The organism is Microbacterium sp. NPDC055683, from assembly GCF_053617895.1.
This window is the reverse complement of record NZ_JBSHGQ010000051.1, coordinates 1-21,229: the sequence shown is the minus strand read 5'-3', so window position 1 is coordinate 21,229 and position 21,229 is coordinate 1. Positions and strand designations below refer to the sequence as shown.

Genomic DNA, 21,229 nt, shown 5'->3' with positions numbered 1-21,229 from the left:
CCCGGGGGCCGGCGTCGTCGCGTTCCCGGGGACAGTCTCGTTGTCAGGGCAGGGTCGCCGCGACCACTAGGCTGAGAGCATGGCGAAGACTGTGGATCGTGCTGTCGGGATCGACATCGGCGGCACGGGGATGAAGGCCGGCATCGTCGACCTCGTCGAGGGGACGATGCTGAGCGAGCGGGTGCGCATCGACACCCCCAAGGGGGCGCATCCGAAGGACGTGCTGAAGACCGCGCACGACCTCCTGGAGCTGCTCGGGCAGGACGCGGCGGGGCTGCCGCTCGGCGTCTGCTTCCCCGCGATCGTGAAGGCGGGCCGCACGCTCTCGGCGGCCAACATCTCCGATGAGTGGATCGACTTCGAGGCGGAGGCGTTCTTCCAGGACGGTCTCGGCCGCGACATCCACTTCGTCAACGACGCCGACGCGGCCGGGCTCTCGGAGGCGCGATTCGGTGCCGCGAAGGGCCAGAAGGGCCTGACGATTCTCACGACGCTCGGAACCGGCATCGGCTCGGCGTTCATCTACGACGGCGTGCTCATCCCCAACACCGAGCTCGGCCACCTGATCTGGAAGGGCGAGTCGATCGAGCGCTACGCCGCGGCGACCGCGCGGGAGCGCGAGGACCTCTCGTGGGAGAAGTGGGGCCACCGCCTCAACAAGTTCTACGCGCACGTCGAGTTCCTGTTCTCCCCCGACCTCCTCGTCGTGGGCGGCGGCGTGTCGAAGAACCCCGAGAAGTTCATGCCGTACATCACGACGCGCGCGAAGATGGTGACCGCGGTGCACCGCAACAACGCCGGCATCATCGGCGCGGCGTCGCTCGCCACCGTCTGACGATCTCACGACGAGGGCCCCGGCGTGCGCCGGGGCCTTCGTCGTCTCCGGACGGTCGTCTCGGGATCGTGGTGGGCGAATGGGCCGGCCTGTACGCCGGGTTCTGTTCCGGGGCTCGCGCCCCTTCGACGGCCATCTCTCTCGGCGACGCGTTGCCGCGCCGCTCCAGCGACCTACCCGAGGACTCGGCGGGCCGCGTCATCATCCTCTGTCTGGTCTTGCTCCGGGCGAGGTTTACCGAGCGGGCCGTGTCGCCACGGCCCCTGGTGGTCTCTTACACCGCCGTTTCACCCTTACCGGGACGGATCCCGGCGGTCTGCTTTCTGTGGCACTGTCTCGCGGATCGCTCCGGGTGGGTGTTACCCACCGCCCTGCCCTGCGGAGCCCGGACGTTCCTCGGCGCGCGACGGCGGACCGTGCGCGACGCGGCCGTCCGGCCGACCCATTCGCCCTCCCATCCTACGGGCTGGCGTCACTTGGCCGCGTCGACATCGATGCGCACGTCGAGGGGGAAGTCGATCGGGAACGCGCCGAACAGCAGCCGTCCGGCCGCAGCGGCCGCGGCACGGACGGCTGCCGCGACCTCGTCGGCGTGCTCCTCCGGTGTGTGCACGAGCACCTCGTCGTGGAGGAAAAACGCCAGATGCGGGCGCCGGTCGAACCAGGGCCCCGAGGCGGTCGCCGACCTGCCGTCCGTCGGAGGGATGGCCGCGAGGCGGAGGCGGAGGTCGGCGAGCCACGCGAGCGACCACTCCGCCGCCGTGCCCTGCACGACGAAGTTGCGCGTGAAGCGACCGCGATCTCGGGCCGCACGCCGCGCACGCGCCGCCTCGCCCTCCCCGGCCTCGGCTCCGCTCGCGAGCCGCTGCACGGCGTCCCACTCGCTGCTCGCCGCGGGCGATGTCCGCCCGAGCCAGGTGCGGACCACGCCGCCGTCCTCCCCCGTCTGCGCCGCCGCATCGACGAGCGCCATGGCGCGCGGGAACACCGTGCGCAGCCGCGGGACGAGGCGGCCCGCATCGCCCGTCGTCGCGCCGTACATCGCGCCGAGCACGGCGATCTTCGCCTCCGCGCGCGTGGGCACCGCTCCGCTCGCGACGATGCCCGCGTACAGATCGGCTCCCGCGGCGGCCTGCGCCATGCGCTCGTCCCTCGCCATGGCGGCGAGCACGCGCGGCTCCAGCTGGGCCACGTCGGCGGACACGATCCGCCATCCCTCGTCGGCCCTGACCGCGGGGCGCAGGGCACGCGGGATCTGCAGCGCGCCGCCGCCGGAGGACGCCCACCTCCCCGTCACGACGCCGCCCGGGACGTACACGGGGCGGAACCGCCCGTCGCGCACCCACTCGTCGATCCACGACCATCCGTTCGCCGTCAGCAGGCGCGCCATCCGCTTGTAGGCGAGAAGCGGCTCGACGACCGGATGGTCGTGCTCGGCGAGCTCCCAGCGGCTCGTCGACTCCACGCGGATGCCTGCCGTGCGCAGCGCGCGCAGGAGCTTGGGAGGCGAGTCGATGCTCAGCCGCGGGTCGTCGAGGGCGTCCCGTACCCGCGCCGCTGCCGCCTCCATCCGCGCGGGAAGGCCGCCCGCGCGGCGCACGCCGAGCGTGTCGACGAGGATCGCCTCATGCCGGGCGACGTCCCACGGCAGCCCTGCTGCGCGCATCTCGCACGCGACGAGCGCGCCGGCGGACTCCGCGGCCACGAGGAGCCGCAGTCGGCCATCCGGCGACGCGTCGAGGGCGGCGCGCTGGCGCTCGTGCTCGGCGGCGACGTCGTCGGGTCCGTCGAGCGGGTCCGCCTGCGTCTCCCACTCGAAGAGCGCGTCGGCCGCTCGCGGCTCGGCCGTCGACGCCGCGCGATCCCATTCGGGCGCGTCGTCCCACGTGGTGGCGCGCGGGGCCGCGAGCCGCAGGATGCGCCGGGCGAGCCTCAGGTCGTGGCAGCGCTCGACCCGCACTCCCTCCGCGAGGAGCCGCGGGTACCACGTGGTCGTGTCGGACCACACCCAGCGCGGGTGGTCGCGCCGCTCCACCTCGGCGATCCACGCGGCGAGGCTCGCCGCCGACAGCATCGTCGTCTCCCCCGCGCGAGTCGCGAGGACGTCGGTACCGGAAGCGGCGAGGAGCAGGGTGTCGCGGCCGCCGTCGCTCATGCCGCGCGCCGGGGCGCGCCCGTCACAGGCCGGACTCCTCCGTGCGGACGAGGAGCGCCCCGCACTCGGGGCACGTCGCGACGACGTCGTCGGGCACCGCCCGCAGCTCCTGCAGGTCGCTCGGGGACAGCAGGACGTTGCACGCGCCGCACGTTCCGCGGGTGAACAGCCCGGCAGCCACCCCGCCGCGGGCGGCGAGACGCTCGTACGCCGCGACGAGCGCCTCCGGCACGCGGGCGACGACAGCCTCGCGGTCGCGCCCGAGCGCGGCGATCTCGCCCGCGGCGTTCTCGACGTGGGCCCGGCCCTCCGTCGACAGCCGCTGCCCCTCCGCTGTCGTCTCCGCGAGGAGCGCCTCCTGCTCGGCGACGGCGGCCTCGGCCGACTCGAGCCGCTCCATGAGCTCGAGCTCGGTGTCCTCGAGGTCGCTCAGGCGTGTCGTGAGCGCGGCGATCTCCCGCTCCAGCGCCTGCGCGTCCTTCGCGCTCGCCGACGCCTCCAGGCGCGCCCGATCCCGGTCGCGGCGCTGCGCCGCGACCGACGCATCGCCCTCGACCCTGGCGATCTCCGCGCGCAGCTCGTCGCGCACCCCCGCGCGCACGGCGAGCTCGCCGCTCTGCACACCGCGCTGCGCGACGAGCTCCTGCACGCGCGCGGCCTGCGGGGGGTTGCGGCGTGCGTTCTCGGCGCGGCGCAGCCGCCGGTCGATATCGGCGAGCTCGAGCAGGAGGCGCTGGTCGGCGGGTGCGGCGTTCACCCCACCAGACTACGGTCGGAGCCCGACATCGCGTGCGCCTAGAATCGACGCGAGGGCCTTTAGCTCAGCTGGTAGAGCGCCACGTTTACACCGTGGATGTCGTCGGTTCGATCCCGGCAGGGCCCACAGGATCGTCGTTCCATCGTCGCTCTCTCGGGATCGCTGTCGCTCGTCCTGCAGGCGATGTCCTCGCTCGAGACCGACTCGGCTCGGAGGCGTCCCACCAGTCGAGCACGCGCGTTCCGATCAGCGTGAGCCATTTGGACGGCTGCCCCTCGGGAACGTCGACGTCGCACCAGACCCTCCCCGCGAGCGGCGCGGCCTGCAGCCAGGTGCCATCAGGTTGACGAGCCGCGCGCACCACGTCGACCGCGTCCGCGAGGCGAGGATCGGGTCGCCTGCCCTCGTGGAGCGAGGCATCGCGGAAGTAGTCGAGAGCCGCGAGGGCACTGTAGCGGTGACGGTTCGGATACACGAACCTGTCGACGAAGCTCCCCACCCTTTCACCCGTCGATAGACGATTCATGAGGCGCCGCGCAAGGAGATACTCCTCGCCTCCGTGCCGCGCGTCGCGACCGACGGCGTCGCCCGTGATGCGCTCATAGGCCAGCATCCCGATGAGGGCGTTCAGTGTGGAGTGGAAGGAGGAGCGCACCGAGTCGCCCTCCTCCGCCTCGCAGTTCCAGCCGCCGTCGGTCAGACGATGCGCGGGAAACCACGCCGCGAGCCCGGAGACATCGACGCCGAGCCATGCACCGTTCGCGAGCGTGAAGGAGTTGATGCACACGTCGACCTCGCCGCCCCAGAACGGCAGGTCGTCGTACTCCCAGCGGCAGTTCGCTTCGAGCTTGGCCGCGGTGTCCGCCAGTGCGCCAGCCTCGACGCCCCACTCGCGCAGCGCCTTCAGCGACCAGTCGGTCGCCACCCACGGCTGGCCTGGAGCATCCGCCTCGGCGCTGCCGAAGTATCCGGCCGGGAAGTGCGCTCCACCCGCCCACTGCCCGTCTCCGTCCTGCTGTGCGAGTATCCTCGCCCCGAAGCCCTCGGTCGCGACTCTGGCACGAGTCGGCTCCCAGACCTCGGCGGGATCGCGGAGCAGATCGCGTTGCACCTGCCAGCGCAGAGCCGGGTCGGAGTCGAGCAGCCAATCGGTCTTCTCGGCCGTCAGCGATGACATGCACCCGAGGATACGCTCAGGCCGCATCGGGCGGCAGCAATCGGTGGAGGTGCTCCTACCCCTGCGTCGTCTGCGCGTCAACCCGCAGCGTCCGGCCGCCGCGCGTCCTACGGTGGACCACCAACGCACGGAAGGAGCGATCGATGTCGAACGCCTACCCCGCCCCCATCCCGCCCATCCCGCCGCCCTCTCAGGACGGCGCCGCCGACGACGACGTGCCTGTCGTCGAGGTCGACGGCGACGAGGTCGTCGACCCGGACGCGAACAACGATCTCATCGACAGCGCGGAGGCCGACCGCCTCGCGGCGGGCGCCGACGACTGAGCGTCGCGCGGCACTGTCGGGGCCGCTCCGGAGCCTCCGGAGCGGCCCCGACGGGTTCAGTCGAGCGGCTCGACGACGTCGCCCACCCGGACCCGGCCGCCCTCCTCGACGGGCAGGAGGAGGATGCCGAGGGTGGGCTCGTCGTGGCCGAAGACGCGCGTGAGCGTCTTCAGGACCGGGGCATCCCGCTCCCCCGTATCGGGATCGGCGTGGGTCGCGAGGCAGCGGCCGATCGGCTTCTCGACGGAGAAGACCACGTCCCCGATCCGCATCCGCCCCCTCCAGCCCAGCTCGTCCCACGCCGCGATCCCGTCGACGACGATGTTCGATCGGAATCGGCGGTCGTCCACGGACGCGCCGGGGATCGCGGCATCCACGGCCTCGACGGAGCCGCGGCCGTGGAGGGAGACGAATCCCCGCGCGCGGTCCTGGAATCGCGAGCCCGCGCCGTCGCCCACGACCACGAGGGGGAGGCGTCCCGCCTTGTCGAGCCGTCTGCCGTCGGGCGTCGACCGGACGAAATCCGTCACCGCGTCGGCGATCGCGCGACGCCCCGCATCGTCGACCCCCGCGTCGACGAGCACGGCACCGTCCGCAGAGATGGTCACGTGGCGTGCGGCGTGGTCGTAGGCGAGGTCGAGACGCGCGAGCGAGGGGAAGTCCATGAGCGCGAGTCCGCGCGACTTCGGCCAGTGATCGAGGCCGTCGCGTTCCTCCGGCTCGATCGCGTCGGCGAACCGGATGGCGAGCACGCGGTCGCCCGCGACGCGTCCGTCATCCTGCACGACGAGGGCGTCGACGGCCTCCGGGGTGAACCCCTTGACCGGATGGCGGAACAGCGCGGCGACATGGACCATGCGCCCTATCCTCTCGGATCGCCTGCCCGAGGCCCGCCACCCCTGCTCCCCGTCCGCACCGACCGCCTTGTCGATCCTGCTGGGATAGCGCTTACCCGATCGGGTGCGGACGACCGCGCGATGTGCCGTCGGCCGTCGTGGAAGGGCTAGGCTGTGTCCGATACGCGTGCGGCGACCCGACCGGGCTCCCGCGTGCCTCGATCCGTTTCCGCGGCACGATCTGCCCGCCAGACGAAAGGTCACCTGTGGCTGTTCACGACCAGGATCCGTACTCGCAGGGAGCGCACGACAGCGACCCGGAGGAGACCAGCGAGTGGCAGCAGTCCCTCGACGAGCTGGTCGACTCCAAGGGTCACCAGCGCGGCCGCGAGGTCATGCTGAGCCTGCTCAAGCGCTCGAAGGAGCTCCGTCTCGGCGTTCCCATGGTGCCGACGACCGACTACGTCAACACGATCGCGCCGGAGGACGAGCCGGCGTTCCCGGGTGACGAGGAGCTCGAGCGCCGCTACCGCCACTGGATCCGCTGGAACGCGGCCATCACGGTGCACCGTGCGCAGCGACCCGGCATCGGCGTCGGCGGGCACATCTCGACCTACGCCTCCGCGGCGTCGCTCTACGAGGTCGGCTTCAACCACTTCTTCCGCGGTCAGGACCACGCCTCCGGCGGCGACCAGATCTTCTACCAGGGCCACGCCTCCCCCGGCGCATACGCCCGCGGCTTCCTGGAGGGACGCCTCACCGAGCAGCAGCTCGACGCGTTCCGCCAGGAGAAGTCGGGCGCGCCCAACGGCGTCCCCTCGTACCCGCACCCGCGCATGATGCGCGACTTCTGGCAGTTCCCGACCGTGTCGATGGGCCTCGGCCCCATCAACGCGATCTACCAGGCGATGACGAACAAGTACCTCGCCAACCGCGGCATCAAGGACGTCGCCGACTCCCACGTCTGGGCCTTCCTCGGCGACGGCGAGATGGACGAGGTGGAGTCGCGCGGCCAGCTGCAGGTCGCCGCGAACGAGGGCCTCGACAACCTCACGTTCGTGATCAACTGCAACCTGCAGCGTCTCGACGGGCCCGTGCGCGGCAACGGCAAGATCGTCCAGGAGCTCGAGAGCTTCTTCCGCGGCGCCGGCTGGAACGTCATCAAGGTCATCTGGGGCCGCGAGTGGGACGACCTGCTGCAGCGCGACGCGTCCGGCGCCCTCCTCAACCTCATGAACGTCACGCCCGACGGCGACTTCCAGACGTTCAAGGCCGAGTCGGGCTCGTACGTGCGGGACAACTTCTTCGGCCGCGACCCGCGTGCGCTCGACCTCGTCAAGGACTACTCCGACGACCAGATCTGGCACCTCCGCCGCGGCGGCCACGACTACCGCAAGGTCTACGCGGCCTACAAGGCGGCCATGGAGCACAAGGGCCAGCCCACCGTCATCCTGGCGAAGACCGTCAAGGGCTACGGGCTCGGCCCCCACTTCGAGGGCCGCAACGCGACCCACCAGATGAAGAAGATGACGCTCGACGACCTCAAGCTCTTCCGCGACACCATGCACATCCCGGTGTCCGACGCGCAGCTCGAGGCCGACCCCTACCGGCCGCCGTACTACCACCCTGGCGCGCAGGACGAGACCATCCAGTACATGCTCGAGCGCCGCCGCGCGCTCGGCGGCTTCCTCCCCGAGCGCCGCAGCACGCACGTCGGCCTGTCGCTCCCCGAGGACAAGGACTACGGCTTCCCGAAGAAGGGGTCGGGCAACCAGGAGGTCGCCACGACGATGGCGTTCGTCCGCATGCTCAAGGACCTCATGCGGGTCAAGGGCTTCGGCGACCGCATCGTGCCGATCATCCCCGACGAGGCCCGGACGTTCGGAATGGACTCGTACTTCCCCTCGGCGAAGATCTACAACCCGAACGGCCAGAACTACACCTCGGTCGACCGCGAGCTGCTCCTGGCGTACAAGGAGAGCCCGCAGGGGCAGATCATGCACGTCGGCATCAACGAGGCCGGCGCCGCAGCCGCTTTCACGGCGACGGGCACGGCGTACGCCACGCACGGCCAGCCGCTCATCCCGGTCTACATCTTCTACTCGATGTTCGGCTACCAGCGCACGGGCGACGCGTTCTGGGCGGCGGGCGACCAGCTCGCGCGCGGATTCATCATCGGCGCGACGGCCGGCCGCACGACCCTGACGGGTGAGGGCACGCAGCACGCCGACGGCCACTCGCCGCTGCTCGCGTCGACCAACCCCGCCACCCTGACGTACGATCCGGCGTACGGCTATGAGGTCTCGCACATCGTGCAGGCAGGCATCGAGCGGATGTACGGGGGCACGCATCCCGACCCCGACGTCATGTACTACCTCACGGTCTACAACGAGCCGTTCCGCCAGCCGGCGGAGCCCGCGGACGTCGACGTCGAGGGCATCCTCAAGGGCATCCACCGGGTCTCGACGGGCCAGGGCGACGGACCGCGCGTGCAGCTGCTCGCGTCGGGCGTCGGCGTGCCGTGGGCGCTCGAGGCCCAGGAGCTCCTGAAGAGCGACTGGGGCGTCGTCGCGGACGTGTGGTCGGTCACGTCGTGGTCGGAGCTGCGCCGCGACGGCCTCGCCGCCGACGAGCACAACTTCCTGCACCCCGAGGAGACTCCCCAGGTCGCGTACCTCACGCAGAAGCTCCAGGGCGCGGTCGGTCCCTTCATCGCGACGAGCGACTTCATGCACGCCGTGCAGGACCAGATCCGGCAGTGGATCCCCGGCCCGTACTACACGCTCGGCGCCGACGGCTTCGGCTTCGCCGACACCCGCGCGGCGGCCCGCCGCTTCTTCAAGATCGACGGACCCTCCATGGTCGTCCGCGCCCTCCAGTCGCTCGCCGACCAGAACGTCGTCGACCGCGCCCTGGTCGGCCAGGCGATCGAGAAGTACCGGCTGCACGACGTCAACGCCGGCACCTCCGGAAACCCCGGCGGAGACGCCTGAGCGGCGTGACCGGCTCGACAGACGGCGGGGCCCCCGACACCGGGGGCCCCGCCGTCGTGCCGTCAGCGGACAGCACGACAGGGAGGACGACGATGGACAAGACCGCCACGCTGGCATGGCTGCGCCGCATCTCGGGCGACGTCGCGACCGCCGTGCTGCAGCGGCTCGAGGAGACGCTGCCCTGGTACACCGAGATGCCGCCGGGGCGCCGCTCGGCCGTGGGTCTCGTCGCGCAGGCCGGCATCAGCTCGTTCATCTCCTGGTACGAGGACCCGACGAGCACGCCGTCCATCGCCGCCGACATCTTCGACGCCGCGCCCCGCGAGCTCCTGCGCAGCGTGAGCCTGCAGCAGACGCTGCAGCTCGTCCGGGTGACGGTCGACGTGATGGAGGAGCGCGTGCGCGGGCGCGGCGACCACCTCGGCGAGGCCATCCTGCTGTATTCGCGCGAAGTCGCGTTCACGGCGGCCGACGTCTACGCGCGCGCGGCTGAGTCCCGAGGTCTGTGGGACGCACGCCTCGAGGCGCTCGTGGTCGACTCCATCCTCACGGGCGAGACCGACGAGGAGCTCCCGAGCCGCATCGCGGCCCTCGGTTGGCACGGGCACGGCGAGGTGTGCGTGCTCGTCGGCACCACCCCGCCCCTCTTCGACGTCGACCAGGTGCGCCGGATGGCCCGCAAGCTCGGCGTCGACGTGCTGATCGGCGTGCAGGGCTCGCGTCTCGTGCTCGTGCTCGGACGCGCCCTCGACCCCGCCAAGGAGAGCGCGGTGCCCGCGCCCGTCCCGAGCTTCGGCGAGATCGCCGAGGCGCTGGAGCCGTTCTTCGGCACGGGGCACCTCGTGCTGGGCCCGACGGTGCCCGCGCTCGTGGACGCCTCGCGCAGCGCCAGGGCCGCTCTCGCGGGCTTCGCCGTGGCACGGGCATGGCGACACGCGCCACGGCCGGTGGAAGCCGACGACCTCCTCCCGGAGCGCGCACTCGCGGGCGACGCCCTCGCCAAGCACACCCTCATCGAGCGCATCTTCCGGCCCCTCGAGGCGCACTCGACCGACCTCGTCACGACGCTCTGGAGCTACCTCGACAACGGCCGTTCGCTCGAGGCGACGGCACGCGAGCTGTTCGTGCATCCCAACACGGTGCGCTACCGCCTCAAGCGCGTGAGCGATGTCATCGGGTGGGACGCCACGGGTCCTCGTGAGGCCTTCATCCTGCAGACGGCGCTCGTGCTCGGATCGATCGGCCCGAAGGACGCCGTGCGGCGTCCTGTGCGGCGACCGCGCGACGCGCGACGTCCGTCGTGATGTCCGCCACACACAACGGATCGCGCGAATCTTGTGACGCTCCTGCCAGCGGATGGCGGGAGGCTCCGGCAAGATGGGTCAGGTGATCGTCGCCGCATTCCCGGGTCAGGGCTCCCAGTCCCCCGGCTTCCTGAATCCCTGGCTCGAACTCGACGGGGTGCGCGAGCGCCTCGAGGCCGCGTCCGACGCGGCCCGTGTCGACCTAGTCGCCGCCGGCACCGAATGGGACGCGGATCGGATCCGCGACACGCAGGTGGCGCAGCCGCTCATCGTCGCCGCCAGTCTCGTGTCCTACGAGGCCCTCGTCTCGCGCGCCGGAGCCCCGGGCGGCGTCGCAGGTCACTCCGTCGGCGAGATCGGCGCGCTCGTGGCCGCCGGCGTCGTCGGCTTCGACGACGGCATGCGCCTCGTCGGCGATCGCGGGCGGGCCATGGCGGAGGCTGCTGCGCAGGCCGAGACGGGCATGAGCGCCGTCGTCGGCGGCGTCGAGGAGCAGGTGCTCCAGGCCATCGCCGACGCCGGCCTCGAGCCGGCCAACTACAACGGCGGCGGCCAGATCGTCGCCGCAGGGTCGATGGAGGGTCTGGCCGCGCTCGCGGAGAACGCCCCGCGCGGAGCGCGCGTCATCGCGCTGCAGGTCGCCGGAGCGTTCCACACGTCGTACATGGCGCCCGCGACCGGCGCCCTGCAGGCCGCCGTCGACGCGATCGCCTCGGTCTCGGACCCCGTCCTCCCGCTGTGGACCAACAGCGACGGCAGCACGGTGGCGACGGGAGCGCGCGCGCTCGAGCTCATCGTGCACCAGGTGAGCCACCCGGTCCGCTGGGACCTCTGCATGACGTCGTTCCTCGACGCCGAGATCGCAGGGCTCGTGGAGCTCGCCCCGGCGGGTGCGCTCACGGGGCTCGCGAAGCGCGGACTGAAGGGCGTGCCGGCTGTCGCCGTCAAGACGCCGGACGATCTCGACGCGGCAGCCGCGCTGCTCGCGTGACGCAGGAAGGAATCCGATGACCACGACACTCCGCGAGGCGACGGGGAGCGCGCACTCCCGCATCTACGCGTACGGTGCGGCACGCGGCGAGAACGCCGTCCCCAACGACGACCTCGTCGGCCCGATCGACTCGAGCGACGAGTGGATCCGCCAGCGCACGGGAATCGTGACGCGCGTGCGCGCCGAGAAGGAGACCACCGCGGTCGACCTCGCGGCGGACGCGGCAGCCGAGGCGCTGCGCACCGCGGGCGTCGACCCGTCCGAGGTCGACCTCGTCATCGTGGCGACGATCAGCAACCCGCGCCAGACGCCCTCGGTGTCGGCGATCGTGGCCGACCGGGTCGGCGCGAACCCGGCGGCGGCCTACGACGTCAACGCGGCCTGTGCGGGCTTCTGCTACGGCGTCGCGCAGGCGGATGCCCTCATCCGCGCGGGTGCCGCCCGCTTCGCGCTCGTCATCGGCGCCGAGAAGCTGAGCGACATCGTCGACCCGACCGACCGCTCGATCTCGTTCCTCCTGGGCGACGGCGCGGGAGCCGCGCTCATCGGACCGAGCGACACCCCTGGCGTCTCGCAGACGCTGTGGGGATCGGACGGCTCGAAGTCGGAGGTCGTGCGCATGAACGCCCCGCTCACCGCCTTCCGCGATGGGGAGGCCGAGTGGCCCACGCTCCGTCAGGAGGGTCAGACGGTCTTCCGCTGGGCCGTGTGGGAGATGGCGAAGGTCGCCAAGGCGACCCTCGAGGCAGCCGGGGTCGCTCCGGGCGATCTCGCCGCGTTCATCCCGCACCAGGCGAACATGCGCATCGTGGATGAGTTCGCCAAGCAGCTCGGGCTCCCCGAGACGGTGGCGATCGCCCGCGACATCGCCGACACAGGCAACACGTCCGCGGCGTCCATCCCGCTCGCGACGCATCGCCTGCTGCAGGAGAACCCCGGGCTGTCGGGCGGGCTCGCCCTCCAGATCGGCTTCGGCGCCGGCCTCGTGTTCGCGGCGCAGGTCGTCGTCCTCCCCTGACCTCACCGGAGTCCGGTCCGTCCCGTCCTAGACTGTTGGGCGGTTCCCGACCTTTCCGATCCACTGAACCCCGAAAGAGAGAAACCCATGGCATTCACGAACGACGAGGTCCTCGCTGGCCTGGCCGAGCTCATCACCGACGAGACCGGCATCGACGCTTCCGAGGTCGCCCTCGAGAAGTCGTTCACGGACGACCTCGACATCGACTCGATCTCGATGATGACGATCGTCGTCAACGCCGAGGAGAAGTTCGGCGTGACGATCCCCGACGAGGAGGTCAAGAACCTCAAGACGGTGAAGGACGCCGTCGACTTCATCACCGCCAACCAGTGAGGCTTCCGGGTGCCGCGCCGGGTCGGCGCGGCACCCGCTCGGAATCCAAGGGAACCAACCAATGACCAAGCGCATCGTCGTCACCGGCCTCGGCGCGACCTCCGCCCTCGGCGGCACCGTCGAGGACAACTGGCGGAACCTGCTCGCGGGCGTCTCCGGCACCCGGACCCTCGAGCACGACTGGGTGGAGACGTACCAGCTCCCCGTGACGTTCGCCGCCGAGGCGAGCGTCCGGCCGGAGGAGGTCCTCCCCCGACACGAGGCCAAGCGCCTCGATCCCAGCACGCAGTTCGCACTCATCGCAGCGCGCGAGGCCTGGGCCGATGCGGGCGAGCCCGAGGTGGCCCCCGAGCGGCTCGGCATCGACTGGGCGACCGGCATCGGCGGCGTGTGGACGCTCCTCGATGCGTGGGACACCCTGCGGGAGAAGGGGCCGCGCCGCGTCATGCCCCTCACGGTGCCGATGCTCATGCCGAACGCGGGCGCCGGCAACCTCTCGCTCCAGTTCAACGCGCGTGCCTATGCGCGCACGGTCGTGAGCGCGTGCGCCTCCAGCACCGAGTCGATCTACAACGCCTACCAGCACCTGCAGGAGGGGCTCGCCGACGTCGTGATCGCGGGCGGCGCCGAGTCGGCGATCCATCCCATCACGGTGGCGTCCTTCGCTTCGGCGCAGGCGCTCTCGCGACGCAACGACGACCCGGCGCACGCCTCGCGGCCCGGCAGCGTCGACCGCGACGGCTTCGTCATGGGCGAGGGCGGTGCCGCACTCGTGCTGGAGACCGAGGAGCACGCGAAGGCCCGCGGCGCGAAGATCTACGCGTACCTCGTCGGCGGCGGCGTGACGGCGGATGCCTACCACATCACCGGCAACGACCCGGAGGGCTCGGGAGCGGCACGCGCCGTGACGGCGACCCTCGAGGTCGCCGGCGCGAGCGCCTCCGACGTGACGCACATCAACGCGCACGCGACCTCGACGCCCGTGGGCGATCCCAACGAGTACGTCGCGCTTCGCAAGGTGTTCGGCGAGCGCATCGACGAGATCCCGGTCTCGGCCACCAAGGCGTCGACGGGTCATCTGCTGGGCGGCACCGGCGCGCTCGAGGCGGTGTACACGGTGCTCGCGCTGCGCGATCGCGTCGCTCCCCCGACGATCAACCTCACCGAGCAGGATCCGGAGGTGCCGTTCCGGCTCTCCGGCGAGCCTCAGCCGCTCGGCGACGGTCCGCAGCTGGCGATCAGCAACTCGTTCGGGTTCGGCGGCCACAACGCCGTCGTCGCCTTCGCGTCGTACGACGGCTGACGACGGACAGCGCGCAGCGAGACGCCCCAGGAGTACTCTCCTGGGGCGTCTGCCGTCTATCGGGGTCGGCGCTCGGTCAGCCGACCTTGTGGAGCCAGACGACGGGGGCGTCGTCGCTCGCGGTGCGGAAGGGCTCGAGCTCCGCATCCCATGCCGTGCCGAGAGCGACATCGAGCTCGCGGCGGAGCTCGAACGGGTCGGCGCCGGCGATGTCCATCGCGTAGCGGATGCGGTCCTCGGGCACGACCACGTTCCCCGCGGAGTCCATCTGCGCGTAGTGGATGCCGAGGTCGGGTGTGTGCATCCACCGCCCGCCGTCGCTGCGGGGGGTGGGATCCTCCGTCACCTCGAAACGCAGATGCTCCCACCCGCGGATCGCCGTCGCGAGGGCCGCGCCGGTTCCCGCCGGAGCCTCCCAGTAGTACTCGGCGCGCCGGGCGCCGTGCAGCACCGGCTGCTCCTGCCACTCGAAGCTGACGCCGCGGCCGAGCGAACGGCCGACGGCCCACTCCAGGTGCGGGCACAACGCGCGTGGCGCCGAGTGGATGTAGACCACTCCGCGCGCGATGGGTGTCGCCATGATCTTCTCCGTTTCGTCAGGTGCGTCTTCCCCTACGACCTGACCGGCGATCCCGGCGACGATGTTCCGTTGTCCCCTGCATTATGACCTGAGCACGCGCGAAATCACAACCCTGTGATTCCGCGATGCGCCCGTCACGTGCGCCGGCGCGCGATGACGGCCCCGGTGACGGCTCCGATGACGGCGCCGATGACGAGTGTCGCCGCCGCCCCGAGGGCGCGGGCGGTGCCGTCGCGCCCGCTCCGCTGCCTCGTCCGGAGCGTCCGGACGGTGCCCACAGGAGCCGGTGCCGCTGCGGGGGCGACCGTGCGTGCGCGAGCGGGGGTGTTGCGGGTGAACATGATGAGCCACACGAAGATGAGCAGCACCGCGAGCAGTTCGACGGCCGTGAGGTTGAGGTAGCCGACGGGCCAGAACAGCAGGACGATGATGGCGATGGCGATGGCGAACACCGTCGTCAGGGCGAGGAAGGTTCGGGGCAGGCCGTCGACGAGCGCGGGCGTGGCGCCCATGAGCGTCGCGAAGCCGACGAGCGCCGTGATGGCGAACGTGTTGTGCACCGCGACGTTCACATCCACGGGGACGAGGCCGACGCCCGAGAGTGCGACGCCCACGATGACGAGGATGGTCCGGACCACGACCACGCCGTCGATGCGCGCGGCCGTGCGCTTCGCCCGCAGCTCGATCGTGAGGTAGTCGGCGAGCGTCAGGAGCATCACGCCCGCCACGATGATCGTGACGTTGAAGACGGCGCTCGAGGTGTACCCGCCCGCGCCGAGCATGGAGAAGTTCAGCGTCCACCACGCAGGGTCGTCGGCCGTGAGCATGCTCGCGAACACGCCGCCGACGACGAACAGCAGAAGCAGCACGGCGAGGCTGCGCGTGTCGAGGCCGTACGCGAGGAGGGCGAGCGCGTATCCCGCTGTGGCGGCGACCAGCGCGACCACGGCCGTGGCTGCGAGCCCGTCGAGGGCGAGATCGCGGAAGGCGCGGCCGAAGACGGCGAACGTCGAGAGCATCACGAGCGCCGGCACCGCCGTGGCGGAGATCGACACTCCGGCGACGTCGAGCGTTCGGCGCAGCCGATGCCGTCGCCGCCACCACACGCGTCGCGACGCCACGCGCAGGTACACGATCGCCGCTGTCGGCAGCCCCGTGACGGCGCCGGCGAATGCCGCGACGATGCCGACGGATCCCTCGGCCCCCCACAGCGGCGTCAGGCGGCCTCCGCACAGCCAGAGACCCAGGACGACCCCGACGAGGGCTCCGGCCATCGCTGCGATCTGCGCTCCCGACTCCGCCTCGTAGCGGGCGGTCCACCCCGGCCGGCCGTCATCCATCCCCTCACGCTATCGGTGTGCCATCCGTCTGCGCATGCGCTCCGAACAACAGGCGACACGGAGAGACCGTGCTCGCGGAAGAGAGGCGCACCATGCGTACATCACCCAACCGGATCATCGGCGTCGTGTTCGGCGCCGTCTACCTGCTCGTCGGGCTCCTCGGCTTCGCCGTGACAGGCGGCGTCTCGTTCTTCGCCACCGATGGCGGTCTGCTGCTCGGCGTGTTCGCCGTGAACCCGTTCCACAACGTCGCCCACCTGCTCATCGGCGCGGCTCTCCTCATCGCCGGCCTGTCGGGTGCACGGGCGGCGAAGGGCGTCAACATCGCCGTCGGCGCGGCCTACCTCGCCCTCGGCGTCGTCGGCTTCTTCCTCGCCGGGACGGCGCTCAACGTCCTCGCCCTCAACACGGCGGACCACATCCTGCACCTCGCGAGCGCGCTCGTGCTCCTCGGCGTCGGCCTCGGCGCCGACCGTGCGGATCAGCGCATCGCGGCGTGATGATGCTCCGGTGGTGGCCCGCACTCTCGTCGTGGGGTGCGGGCCTCATCCTCTTCTCCGTATCCGCTCAGTCGCCGCTTGCCGTGGGCATCGCGTCGGCGGCCATCGCGATCGCGGCGTTCGGCTGGGGGGCGGCCGCCCTCCGTCGTGACGCGCCGCCCGTGCCCCGCGTCGCGCTCGCGGTCGCGATGGGCGTGCTCATCGCCGGGGTCGCGCTCGTCATGACGGGCGGCATCGGATGGCTCGGCTGGCTCGCACTGAGCGCTCTGGTGCTCATCGTGGCGGCGTCCGCGGCCGTCGTCCTGAGGCGCGGGAGCGAGGATGCGCCAGCATCGCGACGCGCGCACAGGTCATCGGGGACGGTCGCCCTCGTCACGGGCGCGCTCCTCGTCGCCGCCGTGACCACGCCCGCACTCGCGTCTTCGGAGGCCGGCGAGCTCGCCGTGCCGCACGGCGAGCTGCACGGCGTGCACACCCACTGAGGCGGCTCAGCTCGCCCCGGCCTCGACGAGCTCGACGACCCCGGGGGCGCCTGCCTCGATGAGCGCGAGCGTCTCGAGGAAGTCGGCGCGTCCGCCGTACCAGGGGTCGGAGACGTCGGCCTCGCCGCCGCCGGGCACGAACTCCATCCAGAGGCGCACGCGCTCGGGTGCCACGCCGTGCCGCAGGATCTCCGCCCGATGCCGCCGGGTCATCGCGAGCACGAGATCGGCGTCGCGGTCCTCTGCGCCGAAGACGCGCGCCGTCCGCTGCGGCACGGGGTACCCCGCCCCCGCGAGGATCGCGGCGGCCCGCGGGTCGACGGGATTGCCGAGCTCCTCGTCGCTCACGCCCGACGACCTCACGGCGACGTCGAGACCGGCCTCGGCGAGACGCTCGCGCAAGACGACCTCCGCCATGGGCGACCGGCAGATGTTGCCCGTGCACACGACGACGATCTCGGCGATCACGCGGAGTCCCCCGTCTCGCGGCGCATCGGCACATGCGGGATGCCGTCCTCCTCGAACGGCTCTCCGCAGACGGCGAACCCGAACCGGGCGTACCAGTCGGCGAGATGCGCCTGCGCGTCGAGGAGGATCGGAGCGGACGGCTGCTCGGCGACGCAGACGGCGACGGCGCGCGTCATGAGGTCGGCGCCGATGCCGCGTCCTCGCGCCGCGGCGGATGTCGCCACACGGCCGATGCGCATCGCGCCGTCCTCGCGCAGCACCCTCAGTGTGCCGAGCACGTCACCCGTCTCCTCCGCCCATCCGAGGAGCGCGCCCTCCTCGATGTCGCGGCCGTCGATCTCGGGGTAGGCCGCGGACTGCTCGACGACGAACACGCTCACGCGCAGCCAGAGGATGCGGTAGAGGAGACGGGGCGGGATGTCGGCGACGGGCGCGAAGACGTACTCGACGGGCATCCTCCCACGCTACCGGTCAGCCTCTCGGAGCAGCCCCTGCGCATCCCGCAGCCGTTCCGCGAGGCGCTCCCCGTCCGACTCGATCCGATCGAGCTCGTCTCGCGCCGTCGACGCCTCGCGGCGCGCCCGCGCGAGCTCGCGAAGGAGGCTCGAGATCCGCTCGTCCGCGTCGCCGGCGCGCGCGACGGCTTCGTCGCGTCGCTCCCGCCACGCCCGCAGAGCGGACTCCGCCTCGGCGACGGCCCGCCGCGCGCCCCGTCTCCGCTCCGCAGCCGCGTCGGCATACGCCGTGTCGGCATCCGGGGCCGCCGCACGCATCGTCTCGGTCGGCTCGCCGCGGGGAGCCTCGGGCGCTCGGTCGCGCGCCGCACGCGGCGGCGTGCCCGCGAGGGCGAGCACGAGGCCGTCTGAGGGCTCGAGTGGACGGATGAGGCGCCCGGACGCCACGGCGGCGGCCGCACGAGGGTCGAGCACGGCGGCGTTGAGCGTCTGCGCCACAGCGGCTCGTGTCGCCGTGGTGAGCGCCTGTCCGCGGCGCTCCGCGAGTGCCGCGGCATGCGAGGTGAGCTCGTCGACGAGCGCGCGGCGACGTCGTCCGAGCTCCGAGACGGATGTCCTGTCCCCCGACGCCTGCGCCGCGATGAGCTCCGCCGCGAGGGCTCCGATGCGGTCGATCTCCGCCGGGAACCGCTGCGCGAGGAGGTTCACCGCCCAGGCGGCGGCGAGCGGCTTCCGGAGGGCGCGAACACGCGCCGCGAGCTCCCTGTCGCCGAGCGAGGTCGCCCGCTCCGCGCGGGTGGCGACGAACGCACGGGGGTCGGCGACCGCGAGCTCCGCCGCGATCTCGTCGATCGGGTCGTCCGCCATCCGACCATTCTGACGCAGCCGCGCTCGGTAGGGCGGGCGGGACTTGAACCCGCGATCGTTGGGTTATGAGCCCACTGCCTTCACCAGCTTGGCCACCGCCCCCTGCAGAGACGAGCCTATCGCGGCTCGTCGGCGTCGTCCGGCGCGCGACGGCGGGCGAGCAGATCGTCGGGGTCCTTCGCCTGCCGCAGCGCGTCGAGCGCCGTGTCCGACGACGACTCCCGCTCGCCGTGGGACGAGCCTCGCTCGATGCCGATCTCCTGGCTCTCGCTCACGACCTGCGGATGGTGGCGGGCGAGCAGGAAGACGCCGAACGACGCGACACCGCCGACGATCACGAAGAGGACCAGCGCCCACAGCGGAGCGTTCGCGGCCTCGCCGAGCACGATCGCGCCGATGAGCACGGCGACGATCGGGTCGATCACCGTGAGCCCGGCGATGACGAGATCAGGCGGACCCGACGCGTACGCAGTCTGCACGAAGTACCCGCCCGCCGCCGCCGCGGCCAGCAGCGCGATGCCGCACAGGAGCAGCGTCCAGTCCCACTCCCCCGCCTGGATCCGCTTGATGATGACCTTCGCGAGCGTCGCGACGAACCCGTACAGCACGCCGGCGGCCGTGATGTAGAAGAGGGCGCCGATGCGACGGCGCAGCACGAGCCAGACGCCGCCGAGGAGGATGATCGCGATCAGCAGGATCGCGAGGACGACGAGGAGCTCGGTGTCGGTGATGGGTCGCTCGGTCGCGAAGATCGCGGCGACGAGCACGAAGACGAGGATTCCGCCCACGCACAGGCCGATCGCCGTGAGCGATGTGCGGGTGGGCATGTGACCCGTCACCTGCGCGTTCAGCAGCGTCGTGATGACGAGGGAGATCGCGCCGAGGGGCTGGACGACGATGAGCGGCGCGACGCTGATCGCGCTGAGCTGGCAGACGATCGCGACGCCCAGCAGGATCGTCCCGATGATCCAGGACGGGCGCGTCAGCAGACGCAGGAGGTGCGCCGCGCCGAGGCCCGTGCGGCCGTTCTCGCCCGCGAGGCGCTCCACCTTCTTGACGCCCTGGCTCTGGTACTGCGCGCCGAGCGACATGAACACCGCTCCCGCGATCGCGAGCGGGATGCCCAGCAGGAGCCCGGGGTTCTGGAACGCCCCCACCAGCTGCTCGCCGACATCGGTCGCCATCGGAACCATCGCGCCCGCTCCTCCCCCGCTCACCCGTCGAGACTATCCTCCCGGTGCGCCGACTACCCTGAAGGGATGGCCGTTCTTCCGATCCGCGTGTGGGGCGACCCCGTCCTCCACGCCCCTGCCGCCCCCGTCGACGAGATCACGGACGAGATCCGCGCGCTCGTGCGCGACATGTACGACACGATGGACGCGGCGCCCGGCGTGGGGCTCGCCGCGCCCCAGGTCGGCGTGCCGCTGCGGATCTACACCTACACGTACGAGGACGACGAGGGGAACCCCTGGCGCGGCGAGATCCTCAACCCCGAGTTGTGGATGACGCCGGCGGAGCCCGGCTCGCCCGACGAGGACGCCGAGTCGGAGGGATGCCTGTCGTTCCCGGGCGAGCGATTCCCGCTGCGCCGATCGGATCGCGTCATCGTGACGGGGATCGACCTCGAGGGCCGCGAGGTGCGCATCGAGGTCGACGGCTGGCGAGCGCGCATCATGCAGCACGAGTTCGACCACCTCGACGGCATCATCTACGTGGACCGACTGTCGGACGGCGACTGGAAGACGGCGCAGAAGATCGCGAAGAAGCGCGGGTGGGGGCGCCCCGGCGTGAGCTGGATGCCGGGTGTCGACGACCTCGACGCCTGATCGCGTCACGTTATATCGCCCTATTCCGAAGAATGCGACTTTGCGCCGGCACACAGGCGGGGCGTAGCGTTCTCCCAGGGGGATGGGGTTCTCGCCTGTCGTCCCGGACTACGCACACAGGAGAGTAATCGCATGATCCGCACCTTCCCGACCCGCCGCGTCCTCGTCGCCGGCGCCGCGGTCGCCCTCGCCTTCTCGCTCGGCGGATGTTCGAGCATCGCCAACCTGCTCAGCGGCGACACCGCGACCCGCGACGAGGAGACCAACGAGGTCACCGAGGGCGGCACGGTCGACGTCTTCTCCGTCGCGGTCGGCGACTGCATCGGAACGCCCGCGGAGGGCGAGGTCACCGACGTCGAGGTCGTTCCCTGCGACCAGCCGCACGACGGCGAGGTCTACTACGAGGTCACGATGCCCGATGGCGACTGGCCCGGCGACCAGGCCGTGTCCGACGCCGCCGACGAGGGCTGCATCGGCGCCTTCGAGGCCTTCATCGGCACGCCTTACGACACGAGCGCGATCTACGTCCAGTACCTCACCCCGACCGAGGCGACCTGGACCGACCCGACGCTCAACGACCGGCTCATCTCCTGCATCGCCTACCAGGACGGCCAGCAGACGACGGGCACCCTGGAGGGCTCGGGTCTCTGATCCGACACGACCCGACTCCGCGAACGGCCCCGCTT

Annotated in this window: 21 protein-coding genes, 2 tRNA genes, 1 other RNA gene and 1 pseudogene; 13 read left to right on the top strand and 12 right to left on the bottom strand. The window is 71.7% G+C overall.

Translation table 11 applies throughout. From position 1 onward, the window contains the following. The first annotated feature begins 79 nt into the window (after positions 1-79). Positions 80-835 carry a polyphosphate--glucose phosphotransferase gene (ppgK, locus tag ACWGPF_RS15705; protein ID WP_452333678.1) on the top strand — a complete coding sequence of 252 codons (756 nt, stop codon included), beginning with the start codon at positions 80-82 and terminating at the stop codon, positions 833-835. A 76-nt stretch (positions 836-911) separates the two neighbouring features. Here the strand turns inward: ppgK and rnpB are convergent. The 3 genes from rnpB to ACWGPF_RS15690 form a co-directional block, all read right to left on the bottom strand. Then, positions 912-1,280, bottom strand: an RNA gene (gene rnpB, locus ACWGPF_RS15700) — RNase P RNA component class A. A 27-nt stretch (positions 1,281-1,307) separates the two neighbouring features. Further along, complete coding sequence (locus ACWGPF_RS15695) at positions 1,308-2,990, bottom strand: bifunctional 3'-5' exonuclease/DNA polymerase (protein WP_452333677.1); 1,683 nt, start codon at positions 2,988-2,990, stop codon at positions 1,308-1,310. A gap of 22 nt (positions 2,991-3,012) precedes the next feature. Further along, positions 3,013-3,747: a zinc ribbon domain-containing protein gene (locus ACWGPF_RS15690; RefSeq protein ID WP_452333676.1), complete on the bottom strand. Its 735-nt coding sequence runs from the start codon at positions 3,745-3,747 to the stop codon at positions 3,013-3,015. 53 nt (positions 3,748-3,800) lie between these two features. On the opposite strand from ACWGPF_RS15690, the gene ACWGPF_RS15685 reads away from it, so the two are divergent. Then, a tRNA-Val gene (locus tag ACWGPF_RS15685) sits at positions 3,801-3,873 on the top strand. A gap of 85 nt (positions 3,874-3,958) precedes the next feature. Here the strand turns inward: ACWGPF_RS15685 and ACWGPF_RS15680 are convergent. After that, positions 3,959-4,924, bottom strand: a pseudogene (locus tag ACWGPF_RS15680) (squalene cyclase); the annotation flags it as partial. A 143-nt stretch (positions 4,925-5,067) separates the two neighbouring features. Here ACWGPF_RS15680 and ACWGPF_RS15675 point away from each other — a divergent pair. After that, a complete protein-coding gene (locus tag ACWGPF_RS15675; protein ID WP_452333675.1) occupies positions 5,068-5,247 on the top strand; it encodes a hypothetical protein in 180 nt (59 codons plus the stop codon). A 56-nt stretch (positions 5,248-5,303) separates the two neighbouring features. Here the strand turns inward: ACWGPF_RS15675 and ACWGPF_RS15670 are convergent, their stop codons facing one another. Next, positions 5,304-6,104 carry an MOSC domain-containing protein gene (locus ACWGPF_RS15670; RefSeq protein ID WP_452333674.1) on the bottom strand — a complete coding sequence of 267 codons (801 nt, stop codon included), beginning with the start codon at positions 6,102-6,104 and terminating at the stop codon, positions 5,304-5,306. Between the two features lie 245 nt (positions 6,105-6,349). Here ACWGPF_RS15670 and aceE point away from each other — a divergent pair, with 245 nt between their 5' ends. The 6 genes from aceE (at position 6,350) to ACWGPF_RS15640 (ending at position 14,025) form a co-directional block, all read left to right on the top strand. Beyond that, positions 6,350-9,076 (top strand): pyruvate dehydrogenase (acetyl-transferring), homodimeric type, encoded by a 2,727-nt coding sequence (gene aceE / locus ACWGPF_RS15665; protein ID WP_452333673.1) that lies wholly within the window; start codon positions 6,350-6,352, stop codon positions 9,074-9,076. A gap of 92 nt (positions 9,077-9,168) precedes the next feature. Beyond that, complete coding sequence (locus ACWGPF_RS15660; RefSeq protein WP_345435606.1) at positions 9,169-10,380, top strand: PucR family transcriptional regulator; 1,212 nt, start codon at positions 9,169-9,171, stop codon at positions 10,378-10,380. A gap of 82 nt (positions 10,381-10,462) precedes the next feature. Then, positions 10,463-11,371 (top strand): ACP S-malonyltransferase, encoded by a 909-nt coding sequence (locus ACWGPF_RS15655; RefSeq protein WP_452333680.1) that lies wholly within the window; start codon positions 10,463-10,465, stop codon positions 11,369-11,371. 16 nt (positions 11,372-11,387) lie between these two features. After that, complete coding sequence (locus tag ACWGPF_RS15650; RefSeq protein WP_452333672.1) at positions 11,388-12,389, top strand: beta-ketoacyl-ACP synthase III; 1,002 nt, start codon at positions 11,388-11,390, stop codon at positions 12,387-12,389. Between the two features lie 87 nt (positions 12,390-12,476). Further along, the gene (locus ACWGPF_RS15645) at positions 12,477-12,722 is read left to right on the top strand and encodes an acyl carrier protein (RefSeq protein ID WP_271171876.1); all 246 of its coding nucleotides are present in this window, start codon (positions 12,477-12,479) and stop codon (positions 12,720-12,722) included. Positions 12,723-12,783: 61 nt separating this feature from the next. Next, a complete protein-coding gene (locus ACWGPF_RS15640) occupies positions 12,784-14,025 on the top strand; it encodes a beta-ketoacyl-[acyl-carrier-protein] synthase family protein (RefSeq protein WP_452333671.1) in 1,242 nt (413 codons plus the stop codon). Between the two features lie 76 nt (positions 14,026-14,101). On the opposite strand, the gene ACWGPF_RS15635 is transcribed toward ACWGPF_RS15640, so the two are convergent. Both ACWGPF_RS15635 and ACWGPF_RS15630 read right to left on the bottom strand, forming a co-directional pair. Further along, positions 14,102-14,605, bottom strand: a complete 504-nt coding sequence (locus ACWGPF_RS15635) for a DUF3145 domain-containing protein (protein WP_345435613.1) — start codon at positions 14,603-14,605, stop codon at positions 14,102-14,104. A 134-nt stretch (positions 14,606-14,739) separates the two neighbouring features. Further along, positions 14,740-15,945, bottom strand: coding sequence for a hypothetical protein (locus ACWGPF_RS15630; protein ID WP_452333670.1), 1,206 nt, complete (start codon positions 15,943-15,945; stop codon positions 14,740-14,742). Between the two features lie 92 nt (positions 15,946-16,037). Here ACWGPF_RS15630 and ACWGPF_RS15625 point away from each other — a divergent pair, with 92 nt between their 5' ends. Continuing rightward, positions 16,038-16,445, top strand: coding sequence for a DUF4383 domain-containing protein (locus tag ACWGPF_RS15625; protein WP_452333669.1), 408 nt, complete (start codon positions 16,038-16,040; stop codon positions 16,443-16,445). After that, positions 16,442-16,927, top strand: coding sequence for a hypothetical protein (locus ACWGPF_RS15620; protein ID WP_452333668.1), 486 nt, complete (start codon positions 16,442-16,444; stop codon positions 16,925-16,927). The genes ACWGPF_RS15625 and ACWGPF_RS15620 overlap by 4 nt, the downstream gene beginning before the upstream one ends. Before the next feature lie 6 nt (positions 16,928-16,933). Here the strand turns inward: ACWGPF_RS15620 and ACWGPF_RS15615 are convergent, their stop codons facing one another. From ACWGPF_RS15615 to ACWGPF_RS15595, 5 genes are all read right to left on the bottom strand, one after another. Continuing rightward, positions 16,934-17,395, bottom strand: a complete 462-nt coding sequence (locus tag ACWGPF_RS15615; protein WP_452333667.1) for a low molecular weight protein-tyrosine-phosphatase — start codon at positions 17,393-17,395, stop codon at positions 16,934-16,936. After that, positions 17,392-17,850 carry a GNAT family N-acetyltransferase gene (locus tag ACWGPF_RS15610; protein WP_452333666.1) on the bottom strand — a complete coding sequence of 153 codons (459 nt, stop codon included), beginning with the start codon at positions 17,848-17,850 and terminating at the stop codon, positions 17,392-17,394. Before ACWGPF_RS15610 ends, ACWGPF_RS15615 begins: the two co-directional genes overlap by 4 nt. A 9-nt stretch (positions 17,851-17,859) precedes the next feature. Then, the gene (locus tag ACWGPF_RS15605) at positions 17,860-18,717 is read right to left on the bottom strand and encodes a hypothetical protein (RefSeq protein ID WP_452333665.1); all 858 of its coding nucleotides are present in this window, start codon (positions 18,715-18,717) and stop codon (positions 17,860-17,862) included. Positions 18,718-18,745: 28 nt separating this feature from the next. Beyond that, positions 18,746-18,819: transfer RNA gene (locus ACWGPF_RS15600), tRNA-Ile, on the bottom strand. Between the two features lie 14 nt (positions 18,820-18,833). Continuing rightward, on the bottom strand, positions 18,834-19,910 hold the full coding sequence (locus tag ACWGPF_RS15595) for a DMT family transporter (protein WP_452333679.1): 1,077 nt from the start codon (positions 19,908-19,910) through the stop codon (positions 18,834-18,836). A gap of 66 nt (positions 19,911-19,976) precedes the next feature. Here ACWGPF_RS15595 and def point away from each other — a divergent pair, with 66 nt between their 5' ends. Together def and ACWGPF_RS15585 are read left to right on the top strand one after the other, a co-directional pair. Beyond that, positions 19,977-20,543, top strand: a complete 567-nt coding sequence (gene def, locus ACWGPF_RS15590; RefSeq protein ID WP_452333664.1) for a peptide deformylase — start codon at positions 19,977-19,979, stop codon at positions 20,541-20,543. Between the two features lie 132 nt (positions 20,544-20,675). Continuing rightward, a complete protein-coding gene (locus tag ACWGPF_RS15585; protein WP_345435631.1) occupies positions 20,676-21,194 on the top strand; it encodes a septum formation family protein in 519 nt (172 codons plus the stop codon). The last annotated feature ends 35 nt before the right edge of the window (positions 21,195-21,229 follow it).

Excerpts from the sequence above, each read along its gene's own strand:
- ppgK (WP_452333678.1), top strand. The coding sequence starts at position 80 with ATGGCGAAGACTGTGGATCGTGCTGTCGGGATCGACATCGGCGGCACG.
- ACWGPF_RS15695 (WP_452333677.1), bottom strand. The coding sequence starts at position 2,990 with ATGAGCGACGGCGGCCGCGACACCCTGCTCCTCGCCGCTTCCGGTACC.
- ACWGPF_RS15675 (WP_452333675.1), top strand. The coding sequence starts at position 5,068 with ATGTCGAACGCCTACCCCGCCCCCATCCCGCCCATCCCGCCGCCCTCT.
- ACWGPF_RS15670 (WP_452333674.1), bottom strand. The coding sequence starts at position 6,104 with ATGGTCCATGTCGCCGCGCTGTTCCGCCATCCGGTCAAGGGGTTCACC.
- ACWGPF_RS15660 (WP_345435606.1), top strand. The coding sequence starts at position 9,169 with ATGGACAAGACCGCCACGCTGGCATGGCTGCGCCGCATCTCGGGCGAC.
- ACWGPF_RS15650 (WP_452333672.1), top strand. The coding sequence starts at position 11,388 with ATGACCACGACACTCCGCGAGGCGACGGGGAGCGCGCACTCCCGCATC.
- ACWGPF_RS15645 (WP_271171876.1), top strand. The coding sequence starts at position 12,477 with ATGGCATTCACGAACGACGAGGTCCTCGCTGGCCTGGCCGAGCTCATC.
- ACWGPF_RS15640 (WP_452333671.1), top strand. The coding sequence starts at position 12,784 with ATGACCAAGCGCATCGTCGTCACCGGCCTCGGCGCGACCTCCGCCCTC.
- ACWGPF_RS15635 (WP_345435613.1), bottom strand. The coding sequence starts at position 14,605 with ATGGCGACACCCATCGCGCGCGGAGTGGTCTACATCCACTCGGCGCCA.
- ACWGPF_RS15630 (WP_452333670.1), bottom strand. The coding sequence starts at position 15,945 with ATGGATGACGGCCGGCCGGGGTGGACCGCCCGCTACGAGGCGGAGTCG.
- ACWGPF_RS15625 (WP_452333669.1), top strand. The coding sequence starts at position 16,038 with ATGCGTACATCACCCAACCGGATCATCGGCGTCGTGTTCGGCGCCGTC.
- ACWGPF_RS15610 (WP_452333666.1), bottom strand. The coding sequence starts at position 17,850 with ATGCCCGTCGAGTACGTCTTCGCGCCCGTCGCCGACATCCCGCCCCGT.
- ACWGPF_RS15605 (WP_452333665.1), bottom strand. The coding sequence starts at position 18,717 with ATGGCGGACGACCCGATCGACGAGATCGCGGCGGAGCTCGCGGTCGCC.
- ACWGPF_RS15595 (WP_452333679.1), bottom strand. The coding sequence starts at position 19,910 with ATGGTTCCGATGGCGACCGATGTCGGCGAGCAGCTGGTGGGGGCGTTC.
- def (WP_452333664.1), top strand. The coding sequence starts at position 19,977 with ATGGCCGTTCTTCCGATCCGCGTGTGGGGCGACCCCGTCCTCCACGCC.
- ACWGPF_RS15585 (WP_345435631.1), top strand. The coding sequence starts at position 20,676 with ATGATCCGCACCTTCCCGACCCGCCGCGTCCTCGTCGCCGGCGCCGCG.